General features: G+C 73.4%; 14 protein-coding genes and 1 riboswitch. Of the genes, 8 read left to right on the top strand and 6 right to left on the bottom strand.

Annotated elements, in window-relative coordinates:
• Window position 1: 1 nt before the first annotated feature.
• Complete coding sequence (locus tag AMK25_RS17610; protein ID WP_073829458.1) at window positions 2-1168, top strand: globin domain-containing protein; 1167 nt, start codon at window positions 2-4, stop codon at window positions 1166-1168.
• A gap of 55 nt (window positions 1169-1223) precedes the next feature.
• Window positions 1224-1907 carry a DivIVA domain-containing protein gene (locus AMK25_RS17615; protein ID WP_073829459.1) on the top strand — a complete coding sequence of 228 codons (684 nt, stop codon included), beginning with the start codon at window positions 1224-1226 and terminating at the stop codon, window positions 1905-1907.
• A gap of 52 nt (window positions 1908-1959) precedes the next feature.
• Here the strand turns inward: AMK25_RS17615 and AMK25_RS17620 are convergent, their stop codons facing one another.
• A complete protein-coding gene (locus AMK25_RS17620; RefSeq protein ID WP_073829977.1) occupies window positions 1960-2616 on the bottom strand; it encodes an NAD(P)H-binding protein in 657 nt (218 codons plus the stop codon).
• A gap of 101 nt (window positions 2617-2717) precedes the next feature.
• Here AMK25_RS17620 and AMK25_RS17625 point away from each other — a divergent pair, with 101 nt between their 5' ends.
• Window positions 2718-3614, top strand: a complete 897-nt coding sequence (locus AMK25_RS17625; protein WP_198937570.1) for an NAD-dependent protein deacetylase — start codon at window positions 2718-2720, stop codon at window positions 3612-3614.
• A gap of 59 nt (window positions 3615-3673) precedes the next feature.
• Window positions 3674-3764, top strand: a riboswitch (glycine riboswitch).
• Between the two features lie 72 nt (window positions 3765-3836).
• On the top strand, window positions 3837-6668 hold the full coding sequence (gene gcvP, locus AMK25_RS17630) for an aminomethyl-transferring glycine dehydrogenase (RefSeq protein WP_073829461.1): 2832 nt from the start codon (window positions 3837-3839) through the stop codon (window positions 6666-6668).
• Between the two features lie 86 nt (window positions 6669-6754).
• Here the strand turns inward: gcvP and AMK25_RS17635 are convergent, their stop codons facing one another.
• Entirely contained in the window at window positions 6755-6955 is a 201-nt protein-coding gene (locus AMK25_RS17635) for a DUF5999 family protein (protein WP_013286363.1), read from the bottom strand.
• Between the two features lie 123 nt (window positions 6956-7078).
• Here AMK25_RS17635 and AMK25_RS17640 point away from each other — a divergent pair, with 123 nt between their 5' ends.
• Complete coding sequence (locus tag AMK25_RS17640; protein WP_073829462.1) at window positions 7079-8272, top strand: chorismate-binding protein; 1194 nt, start codon at window positions 7079-7081, stop codon at window positions 8270-8272.
• 16 nt (window positions 8273-8288) lie between these two features.
• Here AMK25_RS17640 and pip read toward each other — a convergent pair whose 3' ends face one another.
• Entirely contained in the window at window positions 8289-9251 is a 963-nt protein-coding gene (gene pip, locus AMK25_RS17645; RefSeq protein WP_073829463.1) for a prolyl aminopeptidase, read from the bottom strand.
• Between the two features lie 48 nt (window positions 9252-9299).
• Here pip and AMK25_RS17650 point away from each other — a divergent pair, with 48 nt between their 5' ends.
• Both AMK25_RS17650 and def read left to right on the top strand, forming a co-directional pair.
• Window positions 9300-9797, top strand: coding sequence for a MarR family winged helix-turn-helix transcriptional regulator (locus AMK25_RS17650; RefSeq protein WP_073829979.1), 498 nt, complete (start codon window positions 9300-9302; stop codon window positions 9795-9797).
• A gap of 21 nt (window positions 9798-9818) precedes the next feature.
• Window positions 9819-10328: a peptide deformylase gene (gene def / locus AMK25_RS17655; protein ID WP_073829464.1), complete on the top strand. Its 510-nt coding sequence runs from the start codon at window positions 9819-9821 to the stop codon at window positions 10326-10328.
• On the opposite strand, the gene AMK25_RS17660 is transcribed toward def, so the two are convergent.
• Window positions 10308-11111, bottom strand: coding sequence for a GNAT family N-acetyltransferase (locus tag AMK25_RS17660; protein WP_073829465.1), 804 nt, complete (start codon window positions 11109-11111; stop codon window positions 10308-10310). The genes def and AMK25_RS17660 overlap by 21 nt on opposite strands.
• The gene (locus AMK25_RS17665; protein WP_073829466.1) at window positions 11096-11866 is read right to left on the bottom strand and encodes a sulfite exporter TauE/SafE family protein; all 771 of its coding nucleotides are present in this window, start codon (window positions 11864-11866) and stop codon (window positions 11096-11098) included. Before AMK25_RS17665 ends, AMK25_RS17660 begins: the two co-directional genes overlap by 16 nt.
• Window positions 11867-12040: 174 nt before the next feature.
• Between AMK25_RS17665 and AMK25_RS17670 the strand changes: the two genes are divergently transcribed.
• The gene (locus AMK25_RS17670; protein ID WP_073829467.1) at window positions 12041-12820 is read left to right on the top strand and encodes an endonuclease/exonuclease/phosphatase family protein; all 780 of its coding nucleotides are present in this window, start codon (window positions 12041-12043) and stop codon (window positions 12818-12820) included.
• 3 nt (window positions 12821-12823) lie between these two features.
• Here AMK25_RS17670 and AMK25_RS17675 read toward each other — a convergent pair whose 3' ends face one another.
• The gene (locus tag AMK25_RS17675) at window positions 12824-13690 is read right to left on the bottom strand and encodes a bifunctional 5,10-methylenetetrahydrofolate dehydrogenase/5,10-methenyltetrahydrofolate cyclohydrolase (protein ID WP_073829468.1); all 867 of its coding nucleotides are present in this window, start codon (window positions 13688-13690) and stop codon (window positions 12824-12826) included.
• Between the last annotated feature and the right edge of the window lie 13 nt (window positions 13691-13703).

Below are 13703 nucleotides of genomic sequence, written 5' to 3' on the forward strand. Positions count from 1 at the left end.
CGTGGACGCGGCACGGCTGAAGCAGAGTTGGGCCATGGTCGCCGCGCACGGCGACCAGGTGCCGCTCTACTTCTATTCGACGCTGTTCCTGGCGCATCCGGAGACCCGGCAGATGTTCCCGACGAACATGGCCGGGCAGCGGGATCGTCTGGTGGCGGCGCTGGGGCACGTGGTGTCCCACGTGGACCAGGTGGACCGGCTGGTCGGGTTCCTGCGGGACCTGGGCGCGGATCACCGGAAGTTCGCGGTGCGCGCCGAGCACTATCCGGCGGTGGGCGAGGCGCTGCTGGCGACGTTGCGGCATTTCTGCGGTGAGGCGTGGACCGAGGAGTTGGCCGCCGACTGGACCGCGGCGTACGGCCTGGTGGCGCAGGTGATGACCGAGGGCGCGCAGGCGGCGGAGTCGCAGTCGCCGCCGTGGTGGGTGGCGGAGGTGCTGTCGCACGAGCAGCGCACGTTCGACGTGGCGGTGCTGACGGTCCGCCCGCAGTATCTGCTGCCGTTCGCGCCGGGGCAGTCGATCGGGGTGTCGCATCCGGCGGTGCGGTCGTGGCGGTACTACTCGCCGGCGAACGCGCCGCGTCCGGACGGCACGGTGGAGCTGCATGTGCGGGCCGCGCCGGGTGGTGTGGTGTCGTCGCGTCTGGTGTACGGGTGCGCGGCGGGTGACCAGATCCATCTGGCGTCACCGGTGGGTGACCGGTTGACGTTGTGGCAGGCGGGGTCGTCGGATCTGCTGCTGTTGGCCGCGGGCACCGGCTGGGCGCCGGTGAAGGCGCTGGTGGAGCAGGTCGCGGCGGAGGGTTCGGGCCGGCGGGTCGACCTGTATGTGGGGGCCCGGTCGCGGACGGAGTTCTACGACAGCGAGGCGATCGACAAGTTGGCGGCGACGCATCCGTGGCTGCGGGTGTCGTACGTGGCCGGATCGGATCCGCAGCGGCCGGGGGAGATGGTGCGGCTGGCCGACCGGGTGCTGGCCGACGGGGACTGGCGGTCGAGGCACGTGTACGTGTGCGGGTCCGACGAGATGGTCGGTGATTCGGTGGCGGCGCTGACCGCGGCCGGTTACCAGCCGGGCCAGGTGCACCACGAGGGTTTCGGCAAGCACTGGTACGGCCCGTCCTGGCGGACGGTGGCCGGTCCTGAGGGAACAGAGGTGGTCCGGTGAGCGCGAGGAGTGAGCCGGTGTTGCGAGCCCCGCAGTCGCGAACAGAGGTGATCCCGTGAGCGCGAGCCCGATCAGCAGCTATGACGCGCAGCACGTGTCGGGTCCGGTGCAGGTGCGGCTGACCGCGGACCGGGTGCGCCGGTGGGAGTTCGGGTCGGCGGCGTTCACCCGGCGCGGGTACGACCCGGCCGACGTGGACCGGTTCCGGTTGCAGGTGGCCGACGAGTTGGATCTGCTGGCGGCGCAGGTGGGGGACCTGCGGGCGGAGAACGAGCGGCTCAACGACCATTTGGAGCTGCACCGGCACGGGGTGATCCCGAGCGCGGAGAAGGTGGTGGCGGCGCCGGCGGCGAAGGAGGTCAACCTGCTGTCGGCGGCGCAGCGGGAGGCCGAGCAGATCATCGCGCAGGCTCACGACTACGCCCGCCGGGTCGCCGAGTACGCCCGTACCCAGTACGAGAGTTACATGCGGGCGGCGGCGGAGGAGGCGAAGCGGGAGGCCGAGCGGGCGGTGACGGAGTACCGCAGCGCCGCCGGCAGCGGCTTCGACGACTCGGTGGCGACGCGTGAGGCGTTGCGGATCTTCGGCGAGATGATGATCTCGCACATGCAGGCGGCGGCCCGGCACCTCGACGACGGCAGTGAGCAGTTGTCGCGCACGATGGAGCGGATCGCCCGGGAGCTGCCGCCGGCTGGTGGCGGCGCGCCGCAGCCGGCGTTGCCTCGCCACCAGCGGTGACCGTACCGCCCGGCCTGCCGTGCGGCGGGCCGGGCGGTGAGGGTCCGGCGGGTCAGTCGGTGACGGCTTTGATCGCGTCGGCGATGGGGGTGTCGCCGCCGACGAGTTCGAGGGTGTGCCCGGCGGTGCCGGGGGCGTAGAGCAGGGCCAGCAGCACGCGGGCCACGTCGGCGCGGCTGATCGCGCCGCCGCTGACGTGCCTGGCCAGCGTGATGCGGCCTTCGGGTTCGTCGTCGGTGAGCCGGCCGGGCCGCAGGACCGTCACGTCGAGGTCCCGGCCGGTGACGTCGTCCTCGGCGGCTTTCTTGGCCCGCAGGTACGCCGACCACACCTCGTCGGTGCCTTCGGTGGGCGCGTCGTCCACGCCCATGGAGGAGACCAGCAGGTAGCGGCGGACCCCGGCGCGTACGGCGGCGTCGGCGAGCAGCACCGCGGCGCCGCGGTCGACGGTGTCCTTGCGGGCGGCGCCGCTGCCCGGTCCGGCGCCGGCGGCGAACACGACGGCGTCGGCGCCGGCCAGGTGCGCGGCGAGGGCGTCGACGTCTGTGTGTTCCAGGTCGCAGACGACCGGTTCGGCGCCGGCGGCGCGCAGCGCGGCGGCGTGGTCGGGGTTGCGGATGAGTCCGAGCGCGGTGTCGCCGCGTCCGGCCAGTTCCCGCTCCAGCAGTTTGGCGATCTTTCCGTGCCCTCCGGCGATGACGACGCGCATGCGATCAACGTAGCCCGGACCCGGCGGCTCCGCCGGGCGACCGGCCTCGTCGATCATGAGGTTGGCGGTACGACACGCCGGGCCGGACCACCGCCAACCTCATGATCAACCGGGCGCGGGTGGGAGGTGCGGGGTCGGCGAGGGACCATGGACGGGTGAGTGAGGCGTTCGAGGAACTGGCGCGGCTGGTGGCCGCCGGGGACGTGGTGGTGCTCAGCGGCGCGGGCCTGTCCACCGAGTCGGGCATCCCGGACTACCGGGGGCCCAGCGGCGCGGCGCGCCGGCACACCCCGATGACGTATCAGGTGTTCACCCGGGATCCGCTGGCGCGGCGGCGGTACTGGGCGCGCAGCCACCTGGGCTGGCAGACGATCGCCCGGGCGGCGCCGAATGACGGGCACCGGGCGGTGGCCCGGTTGCAGGACGCCGGGCTGCTCGGCGGGATCATCACCCAGAACGTCGACGGGCTGCACGCCGCCGCCGGCGCGACCGGGGTGATCGAGTTGCATGGGCGTCTCGACGAGGTGACGTGCCTGGACTGCGGCAACGCCACCGGCCGCGAGGAGCTGCACCGGCGGCTGTCGGAGGCGAATCCGGGCTTCGACGCCCAGGTGGCGCACGTCAACCCCGACGGCGACGTGGATCTGCCCGACGAGGCGGTGACCGGGTTCCGCATCGTCGACTGCGCGCTCTGCGGCACCGGCATGCTGAAACCGGATGTGGTGTTCTTCGGCGAGACGGTGCCCGCGCCCCGGGTGGCCGACTGTTTCGCCCTGGTGGAGCGGGCCCGGGCGTTGCTGGTGCTCGGCTCGTCGTTGACTGTGATGTCGGGGCGGCGGTTCGTGCTGCGCGCGGCCCGCCACGGCATCCCGGTGGCGATCGTCAACCAGGGCGTCACCCGCGGCGACGGGTACGCGACGCTGCGCCTGGACGCGCCGCTGGGCGCCACCCTGCGCGCGCTGGCCGACCGGTGCGCGGCGGCGCCGGCGCCGGTGTGATCAACGACCCTGGGACATGAGCCGGAAACACGGCCGCTGGTAGCGTTGGGGGTGCCGGTACCACCCACGTGGGAGAGACCGTCGACCCGACGGCGCCGAAGGGGCAGATTCTCCCCGGAACCTCTCAGGCAAAAGGACCACGTGGGCAGGCGCTGTGGAGCGCGTCAGCGCGACTCAGGGGGAGGCCGATCCGTCGACCTCGCCCCACAAGGAGCGCAGCGCATGACCGCAGAGCAGTTCGCCGACCGGCACATCGGCCCCGGCCGCGACGACGAGCGCCGGATGCTGGAGGCCGTGGGGTACAGCTCCGTCGACGAGCTGATGGACGCCGCGATCCCCGAGGTGATCCGCTGGCACGGCACGCTGGACCTGCCGGCCCCGGCGAGTGAGCGGGAGGCGATCGCCGAGCTGCGCGCCCTGGCCGCCCGTAACACCGTCGCCGTGTCCATGATCGGCCTGGGTTACCACGGCACGCACACCCCAGCGGTGATCCGCCGCAACGTGCTGGAGAACCCCGCCTGGTACACGGCGTACACGCCGTACCAGCCGGAGATCAGCCAGGGCCGGCTGGAGGCGCTGCTGAACTTCCAGACCATGGTCACCGACCTGACCGGGCTGGCCACCGCGAACGCGTCGATGCTCGACGAGGGCACCGCAGCGGCCGAGGCGATGACCCTCGCGCGCCGCGCGTCCAAGAGCAAGAGCCCGGTGTACGTGGTGGACGCCGACGCGCTGCCGCAGACCGTCGCGGTGATCACCAGCCGCGCCGAGCCGCTCGGCATCGACGTACGCGTGGTCGACGTCGAGCGCGACGAGTTGCCGGCGGAGTTCTTCGGGCTGCACCTGCAGTACCCGGGCGCGTCCGGGGCGGTCCGCGACCACCGGGCGCTGGTCGAGGCGGCGCACGGCGTGGGCGCGCTGGTGACGGTGGCGGCGGATCTGCTGGCGTTGACGCTGCTGCGCCCGCCGGGCGAGATCGGCGCCGACATCGCCGCCGGCACCACGCAGCGCTTCGGTGTGCCGATGGGCTTCGGTGGGCCGCACGCCGGTTACCTGGCGGTGCGTTCGGGTCTGGAGCGGATGCTGCCGGGCCGTCTCGTCGGGGTGTCCCGCGACGCCGACGGCAACCCGGCGTACCGGCTGGCGTTGCAGACCCGCGAGCAGCACATCCGCCGGGAGAAGGCGACCAGCAACATCTGCACCGCGCAGGTGCTCCTCGCCGTGATGGCCGGCATGTACGCCGTCTACCACGGCCCGGACGGGCTGCGGGCCATTGCCCGGCGTACCCACGAGGCGGCGGCGCGGCTCGCGGCCGGGCTGCGGGCCGGCGGCGTCGACGTGGCCGACGTGCCGTTCTTCGACACCGTCACCGCTGTCGTGCCGGGCCGCGCCGCGCAGGTGGTGGCGGCCGCGGCGGAGCGCAACGTGAACCTGCGGCTGGTCGACGCCGACCGGGTCGGCGTCTCCTGCGACGAGACCACCACCGGCGCGCACCTGCAGGCGGTGTGGGCGGCGTTCGGCGTGGACGGGTTCGACGGCGACGTCGACGCGGGCCTGCCGGACGCCCTGGCGCGCACGTCGGAGTTCCTCACCCACCCGGTGTTCCACAGCCACCACTCGGAGACGGCGATGCTGCGGTACCTGCGCCGCCTGGCCGACTTCGACTACGCGCTGGACCGGGGCATGATCCCGCTGGGGTCGTGCACGATGAAGCTCAACGCCACCACCGAGATGGAGCCGATCACCTGGCCGGAGTTCGCGCACCTGCACCCGTTCGCGCCGGACGAGCAGACCGCCGGGTACCGGGAGCTGATCGCGCAGCTGGAGGGCTGGCTGGCCGAGGTGACCGGCTACGACGCGGTCAGCGTGCAGCCGAATGCCGGGTCGCAGGGTGAGTTGGCCGGGCTGCTGGCGATCCGCGGCTACCACCGTGAGCGCGGCGAGGCCCACCGCGACGTGTGCCTGATCCCGTCGTCGGCGCACGGCACGAACGCCGCGTCGGCGGTGATGGCCGGCATGCGGGTGGTGGTGGTCGGCTGCGACGCCGACGGCAACGTCGACCTGGTCGACCTCGACGCGAAGATCGACAAGCACCGGGACGCGCTCGCCGCGATCATGGTGACGTACCCGTCGACGCACGGCGTGTACGAGACCGGCATCGCCCAGTTGTGCGCGAAGGTCCACGACGCGGGCGGTCAGGTGTACGTCGACGGCGCGAACCTCAACGCGCTGGTCGGGTTCGCCAAGCCCGGCCGGTTCGGGGCGGACGTGTCGCACCTGAACCTGCACAAGACGTTCTGCATTCCGCACGGCGGCGGTGGCCCCGGTGTCGGGCCGGTGGCGGTGCGGTCGCACCTGGCGCCGTTCCTGCCCGGTGACCCGCTGGGCGCGCGCGCCGACGGGCGGCCGGCGATCTCCGCGGCGAACCACGGGTCGGCGGGGATCCTGCCGATCCCGTGGGCGTACCTGCGGATGATGGGCGCCGACGGGCTGGCCCGCGCCACCGGCGTGGCGGTCCTGGCGGCGAACTACGTGGCGGCGCGGCTGCGCGCGCACTTCCCGGTGCTGTACGCCGGCAACAAGGGCCTGGTCGCGCACGAGTGCATCCTGGACCTGCGTCCGCTGACCAAGGCCACCGGGGTGAGCGTGGACGACGTGGCGAAGCGGCTGATCGACTACGGCTTCCACGCGCCGACCATGTCGTTCCCGGTGGCGGGGACGCTGATGGTGGAGCCGACCGAGAGTGAGGACCTGGCCGAACTGGACCGCTTCTGCGACGCGATGATCGCGATCCGGGCGGAGATCGACAAGGTCGGCTCGGGGGAGTGGCCGGCGGGGGACAACCCGCTGTCCAACGCGCCGCACACCGCGGCGATGGTGTCCGCCGACGAGTGGCCGCACCCGTACCCGCGGTCGGTGGGCGCCTACCCGGCGGGTGTGGAGCGGGCGGGCCGGTACTGGCCTCCGGTGCGGCGCGTCGACGGCGCGTACGGCGACCGGAACCTGGTCTGCTCGTGCCCCGCGCCGGAGGCGTTCGAGGACTGGAGCGGCTGACGCCGGGGCGGTGGACTGTCGCCGCCCCGGCCGGGGCGCCGGCCGGTCAGGGCCGGCGCGTACGCTCACTGACGCTGCGTGATCGCTCAGGCGACGAGGGCGTGGCGGGCCGGACCCCGGTGCGGGGCGATGGTGCGCCCGTCGGGGAGCAGCTCACCGGTGTCCTCGAAGACGATGACGCCGTTGCAGAGCAGGCTCCAGCCCTGCTCAGGGAAGCAGGCAAGGACGCGGGCGGCCTCACGGTCGGTCGCGTCGGCGGAGGGGCAGGTGGGCTGGTGCTGACACATCGGGTTCTCCGGACTGTGGGGGCACTGTGTCATGGTTCACATGACCAGTGACGCACAGTACCAAGGAAAACTGAGCGGCAACGAGCAAGGATGCGTCTTGTTCACCCAGAATGGGCTGAACGGATGACCCGTAACGGCCCGGACGTCGTGGAAGCGCTCCCACAGGTGGAGGTCGATGTTCCCGGCGCGCCGCCCGGATGCCGCCGCCGGCTGATCGAGACAGCCCGCCTGCACTGGTCGATCGGCGACGGCGGCGACCCCGCCGACCTGGCACAACGCTTCCTCGCCGCGCAGGGCATCACCCGCGACGACCTGTCCCGCCCCGGCCGTCACGACCCGGATGCCGCGGTGTGCGGCGCGGCGCTCTACCTGTCTGCCGCCGCCGGCGCGTACACGCTCGGCGTGTCGCCCGGCGCGCCGAGCCCCGCGCCGGCGCTGCCCGACCTCGTCGTGGTCGTCTACCACCACAGCGACCGGACGGTGCCGCCCCCGCGCCCGGCCCTCGCGCCCTGGCGGCTCGGGCCGTGGCGGGACAGCTGGACCCCGGCCGCGCACGCCGCCGCCGTCGACGCGGTCCGCGCCGCGATCGCCCGCGGCGACGTCTACCAGACCAACCTCGTCGGGCACGCCGCCGCCGCGTACACCGGCGACCCGCTGCCGGCGCTGGCCCGCCTCGCCGCGCTGCCCGGCGCCCGCTACGGCGGCACCCTGCACGGCCCCGGCTGGGCGCTCGGCTGCGCCTCCCCGGAGACCCTGATCGCGGTCGAGCACGGCCGGCTGGTCACCCGCCCGATCAAGGGCACCCGCCCGGCCACCCCCGCCGGACGCCGCGACCTGCTCGCCTCGGCGAAGGAACGCGCCGAACACGTCATGATCGTCGACCTGGAACGCAACGACCTGGCCCGAGTGGCCCGTACCGGCTCGGTGCGCGTCGACGAGCTGTTCGCCGTACGCCGCTGGTGTGACCTGTGGCAGGCGGAGTCCACGGTGTCCGCGGCGCCCGCCGACGGCCTCGGCCTGGCCGACCTGCTGCGCGCGCTGTGCCCCGGCGGCTCGGTCACCGGCGCCCCGAAACGCGCCGCGCTGGCGCGCATCGCCGAGCTGGAGCCGGTCGGACGCGGCGCGGGCATGGGCGCGCTCGGCTGGGTCGGGCCGGACCGGCTCGACCTGGGCCTGACCATCCGCACCGCCGCCGCGGACGGGAGACGGCTGCACCTGTGGGCCGGCGGCGGCATCACCTGGGACAGCGACCCGGCCGCCGAGGTCGCCGAGGCCGCCGCCAAGGCAGCCCCGATCCGCGCCCTGCTCGCGGGCTGACGGTCGGCGCGGCGGCTCAGGCGGCGGGGCCGGGCGTGGCGGCGAACGCGTCCAGTGCCGCCACCACCCGCTCGCTGATGCCGTGCGCGCCGCCGTGACCGCCGGACTCCACGATCTCCAGCCGCGCGTCCGGCCAGTCCCGGGTCAGCAGCCACGCGATGTCCGGCGGGCCGCTGACGTCCAGGCGGCCCTGCACCAGCACCCCGGGGATGCCCGCGAGGCGGCCCGCGTCGCGCAGCAGCTGCCCGTCGGGCAGGAAGCCCCGGTTGGCGAAGTAGTGGGTCACCAGCCGGGTGAACCCGTACCGGAACACCGGATCGGCGAAGCGGGGACTCGGCGCGTACCCGCCGGCCAGGGAGACGTGCACGTCCTCCCAGTCGCACCAGTCCCGGGCGGCCCGCTCCCGCACGGTTGGATCCGGGTCGTTGATCAACCGGGCGTACGCGGCGGACAGGTCACCGTCGCGGTCGGCCTCCGGCACGCCGTCGCGGAACCGCGCCCACTCCTGCGGGAACACCCGGCCCATGTCCCGGGTCACCCACTCGATCTCCCGGCTGGTGTTGGCGACCACGCTGAACAGCACCAGCGCGCTCACCCGACCCGGGTGGCGCTGCGCGTACGCCAGCGCCAGCGACGACCCCCACGACGCGCCGCACAGCAGCCACCTGTCGATCCCCAGGTGCACGCGCAGCAACTCCATGTCGGCGAGCAGATGCGCCGTGGTGTTCACCGACAGGTCGGTGACCGGATCCGACGCCGGGGGAGTGCTGCGCCCGCAGCCGCGCTGGTCGAACAGCACGATCCGGTACGCGGCCGGGTCGAACAGCCGCCGCCACGACGCGCCCGCACCCGAACCGGGCCCACCGTGCACCACCAGCGCCGGACGGCCGTCCGGATTGCCGCACGTCTCCCAGTACACGCGCTGCCCGTCCCCGACGTCCAACATGCCGTGGGCGTACGGCTCGATCGGTGGATACATCAGTGGCCTCCCCAAGTCAGATACAACAGCGCTGTTACATTAGTGGACGTGACCGCCCCCGACCGCGACGCCCTCGGCACCCTGCTACGCCACGTCCTGGACGTCCTCGACGGCGACGTCGCCGCCGTCCACCACCGCCTCGGCCTCACCGACTACCGGCCCCGCTACTCACCAGTCGTGCGCGCCCTCGTCGCCGACGGGCCGCTGCCCATCCGCGACCTCGCCACCCGCGTCGGCGTCACCCACTCCGCCACCAGCCAGACCGTCGCCCAGATGCGCCGCGCCGGCCTCGTCGACCTGCGCCCCGGCGCCGACGCCCGCCACCGCATCGTCACCCTCACCGACCGCGCCCGCGCCCTGCTGCCCGCCGTCGAAGCCGAATGGGCCGCCACCACCGCCGCCATGCGCCACCTCGACACCGAACTACCCGTGCCACTCGCCGACGAGCTGTACGCCGTCCTCGACGCCCTGCGCCGCCGCCCCCTGCGCGACCGCATCGCCGACACCGGGCTCCTCGACACCCCACCGGACACCGGAAACCGGTAAGCAACGGATAGCCTTCCGGACATGACTATGCGCCCGATCCGGATCATCGGCGACCCCGTGCTGCGCACCCCCAGCGAACCCGTCACCGCCTTCGACGCCGAACTACGCGCCCTCGTCGAAGACCTGATGGACACGCTGCTCGGCGCACCCGGCCGCGCCGGCGTCGCCGCACCCCAGATCGGCGTCAACGCCCAGGTGTTCGTCTACGACGCCGACGGCCACCGCGGCCACATGGTCAACCCCACCCTGGAGGTGTCCGACGAACTCCAGGACGACGACGAGGGCTGCCTGTCCATCCCCGGCCTGTACTTCCCGACCCCCCGCGCGCTGCACGCCACCGCCCACGGCTACGACCAGCACGGCGAGCCGCTCACCATCACCGGCAGCGGCTTCCTCGCCCGCGCCCTGCAACACGAGACCGACCACCTGCGCGGCCGCCTCTACGTCGACACCCTGCGCGGCGACACCCGCCGACGGGCCCTGCGCGAGATCCGCGCCGGCCGCTTCGACTCACCCAGCCGCGGCCGCTGACGTCAACGCGCACTCGGTGAACCCGGCCACCCGGGAAAACCCCAACCGCTCGTACAGGCGCACCGCCGCCGCGTTGTCCGCCCGCACGTTCAACGTCACATGATCCACCGACGCGCGCAGCCGCCCGCACAACGCCGCCACCACCCCCGCACCCAGACCACGACCCCGCACATCCGGATGCGTCGTCACGTTCCCCAGCGCCGCCACCCGCCACCGCGGCGAGAACACGTGCACCCCCGCCACCGCCACCAGCCGGCCACGCTCGCGCACCCCCACGTACTGGCCCGTCTCCAGCATCCGCGCGTCGAACCAGTTCCCCGGATACGCCACCGCGTACAACCCAGCTAGCTCCGCCGCGTCCGCCGGCCCCAACGGCTCACCCACCGCCGGCACCGCCGCCAACCGGCCCGGATCGGTCAACGCCATCCGGTGATGCGCCGCCGCCTCCGAAACCACGAACCAGCGGCCCAGCGTCGCCTCCAGGCCGGGGGACAGGTGCGCCCACATCCGCGCCGGCAACACCGGCGCCGCCTCCGCCAGCAACCCGGCCAGCTCCGCCACCCGATCCGGCGCCGCGAACGCCAGCAACGTCGGCAACTCCACCCCGTGATACAGCAACACCACCTGGTCGCCACGCCGGAACCACGACGTGTACGGCCAGAAGAAATCGTCCAGATCACCCAACTGGTACGCGTGCAACACCGGATCCCGGCCCAGCAGACCCGCCAGCACCGCCCGATCGTGCTCCGCCCGCACCGCCACCGCGATCAGCCCGCCACCCACTGGTCGTAACCCAACCGAACCACCAACGCCAGCACCACCACCAGCAGCACCACCCGCACGAACCCGGCACCCCGCCGCAACGCCATCCGCGCGCCCACCGCCGCCCCCACCACGTTGCACACCGCCATCGCCGCACCCAACGCCCACCACACGTGCCCGGTCAACCCGAACACCACAAGCGCACCCAGATTCGTCCCCGCGTTCACCACCTTCGCCATCGCCGACGCGTGCACGAAATCCGACCCCAGAATCGCCGTGAACGCCAACACCAGAAACGTCCCCGTACCCGGCCCGATCAACCCGTCGTACAACGCGATGCCCAACCCGGCCACCGCCACCGCCACCACCACCCGCCTCGGCGTCCGCCGCGGCGACGACACCACACCCAACGACGGCCGCGCCAGCACGAACACCGCCACCGCCACCAGCACCACAAGCACCACCGGCCGGTACGCGCTGCCCGGCACCGCACCCGCCAACGCCGCACCCAACCCCGCCGTCACCACCGCCAACCCCGCCGCCGGACCCGCCACCGCCCAGTCCAGCTTCGTCCGCCGCGCATACGTCACCGCCGCCGTCGACGTACCGAAAATCGCCGCCAGCTTGTTCGTCCCCAACGCCGTCGCCACCGGCACCCCCGGCGCCGCCACCAGCAACGCCGGCAACAACAACAGACCACCACCACCCACCACCGCGTCCACCCACCCGGCGACAAGGGCAGCGGTCAGCAACGTCGTCAACGACAGGGCATCCACCGCCGCATTCTGCCCACCCCGCCACCAGCGACAAGGCCACCTGTGGCCAGCCTCACCGGCCCCGGCGACGCCGCAACCACACCCCCACCGAACCCACCGCCACGAACACCAGCATCGAACAGCACAACAGTCTCAGCACCCGGCAAGACTGCCACGACGACGTAGGGTGTCCAGGTGCGCCTGGCCACCTTCAACCTGCTGCACGGCCGATCACTCACCGACGGACTCGTCGACCCCGACCGGCTCACCGCCGCCGTCACCGCCCTCGACGCCGACGTCCTCGCCCTGCAGGAAGTCGACCGCGACCAGAGCCGCAGCGGCAAACTCGACCTCACCGCCCTGGCCGCCCGCGCCCTGCACGCCGACCACCACCGCTTCGCCGCCGCCGTCGTCGGCACCCCCGGCGAACAGTTCCGCCCCCTCACCCACGACGACGACGGCCACGGCGAACCCCTCTACGGCATCGGCCTCATCAGCCGCCACCCCGTCCGCTCCTGGCAGGTCACCCGGCTACGCGCCGCCCCCGTCCGCTCACCCATCTACGCGCCCGGCCCCGGCGGCGGCCTCATCCTGCTCCGCGACGAACCCCGCGTCGTACTCGCCGCCGTCCTCGACACCCCCCACGGCCCCCTCACCGTCGCCGCCACCCACCTGTCCTTCGTCCCCGGCTGGAACGTCTGGCAGCTACGCCGCGTCGTCCGCGCCCTGCGCACCCTGCCCGCGCCCCGGATCCTGCTCGGCGACCTCAACCTGCCCGCCGGACCCGCCGCCGCACTCACCCGCTGGCGACCCCTGGCCCGCCGCCCCACCTACCCGGCCGGGCAACCCCGCGTCCAACTCGACCACATCCTCGCCGACCGGCACGCCCTCGACCGCCTCCCACCCGTCACCGCCGTGCACACCCCACTGGCCACCATCTCCGACCACCGGCCCCTCGTCGTCGACCTCGGCTGACGCTCACCCCAGACCGCTCTGCCGCCGAGCCGCCTCCACCGCGTTACGGAACAACATCGCCACAGTCGTCGGACCCACCCCGCCCACACGCGGCGTGATCGCCCCCGCCACCTCGGCACACGACTCGTCCACGTCCGGCAGCAGCCGCCGCCCCTCGTACCGCACCCCACCACCGACCACCACCGCACCCGGACGCACATGCTCCGGCCGCACGATCCCCGGCACCCCCGCCGCCGCCACCAGGATCTCCGCCCGCCGCGTGTACCGCGGCCAGTCCGCCACCCCCGTGTGCACCACCGTCACCGCCGCGTTCGCCGTCGGCCGCTTCTGCGCCAGCAACATCGCCAACGGCCGACCCAACGTCGCGCCCCGGCCCAGGACCACCACCTCCCGGCCCGCCACCGGCACACCGTGAAACGCCAGCAACGCCTCGATCCCCGCCGGCGTACACGGCAACGGACCCGGCAACCCCAACGCCAGCCGGCCCATGTTCACCGGATGCATCCCGTCCACGTCCTTGTCCGGATCCAGTACCGCCAACGCCCGGTCGTAGTCCAGACGCCCCGGGATCGGATACTGCACCAGCACCCCGTGCACCGTGGCGTCCGCGTTGAAATCCGCCAGCACCGCATGCAGATCCGCCTGCGACGCCGACGCCGGCAGATGCACGTGCGGCGACACGAAACCCAGCTCCGCCGCCTGCCGTTGCTTGATCCGGATGTAGCCCGCGCTCGCGTCGTCGTCACCCACCAGCACCGTCGCCAGCGCCGGCGTCACACCCGCCGCGCGCAGCTCCGCCACCGACGCGGCGACCTCCGACAACACCCGCTCCGCCACCGGGGCACCCGGCAACAACCGTGCAGAAGACATACGACACCTCGCC

Source organism: Micromonospora sp. TSRI0369 (assembly GCF_001905625.1).
In the GTDB taxonomy this organism is placed as follows: Bacteria; Actinomycetota; Actinomycetes; order Mycobacteriales; family Micromonosporaceae; genus Micromonospora; species Micromonospora echinospora_A.

Bases quoted from the DNA above. Each gene is read 5' to 3' on its own strand.
- AMK25_RS17620 (WP_073829977.1), bottom strand. From the start codon at position 2,616: ATGCGCGTCGTCATCGCCGGAGGGCACGGAAAGATCGCCAAACTGCTG.
- AMK25_RS17625 (WP_198937570.1), top strand. From the start codon at position 2,718: ATGATCAACCGGGCGCGGGTGGGAGGTGCGGGGTCGGCGAGGGACCAT.
- gcvP (WP_073829461.1), top strand. From the start codon at position 3,837: ATGACCGCAGAGCAGTTCGCCGACCGGCACATCGGCCCCGGCCGCGAC.
- AMK25_RS17635 (WP_013286363.1), bottom strand. From the start codon at position 6,955: ATGTGTCAGCACCAGCCCACCTGCCCCTCCGCCGACGCGACCGACCGT.
- AMK25_RS17640 (WP_073829462.1), top strand. From the start codon at position 7,079: ATGACCCGTAACGGCCCGGACGTCGTGGAAGCGCTCCCACAGGTGGAG.
- pip (WP_073829463.1), bottom strand. From the start codon at position 9,251: ATGTATCCACCGATCGAGCCGTACGCCCACGGCATGTTGGACGTCGGG.
- def (WP_073829464.1), top strand. From the start codon at position 9,819: ATGACTATGCGCCCGATCCGGATCATCGGCGACCCCGTGCTGCGCACC.
- AMK25_RS17675 (WP_073829468.1), bottom strand. From the start codon at position 13,690: ATGTCTTCTGCACGGTTGTTGCCGGGTGCCCCGGTGGCGGAGCGGGTG.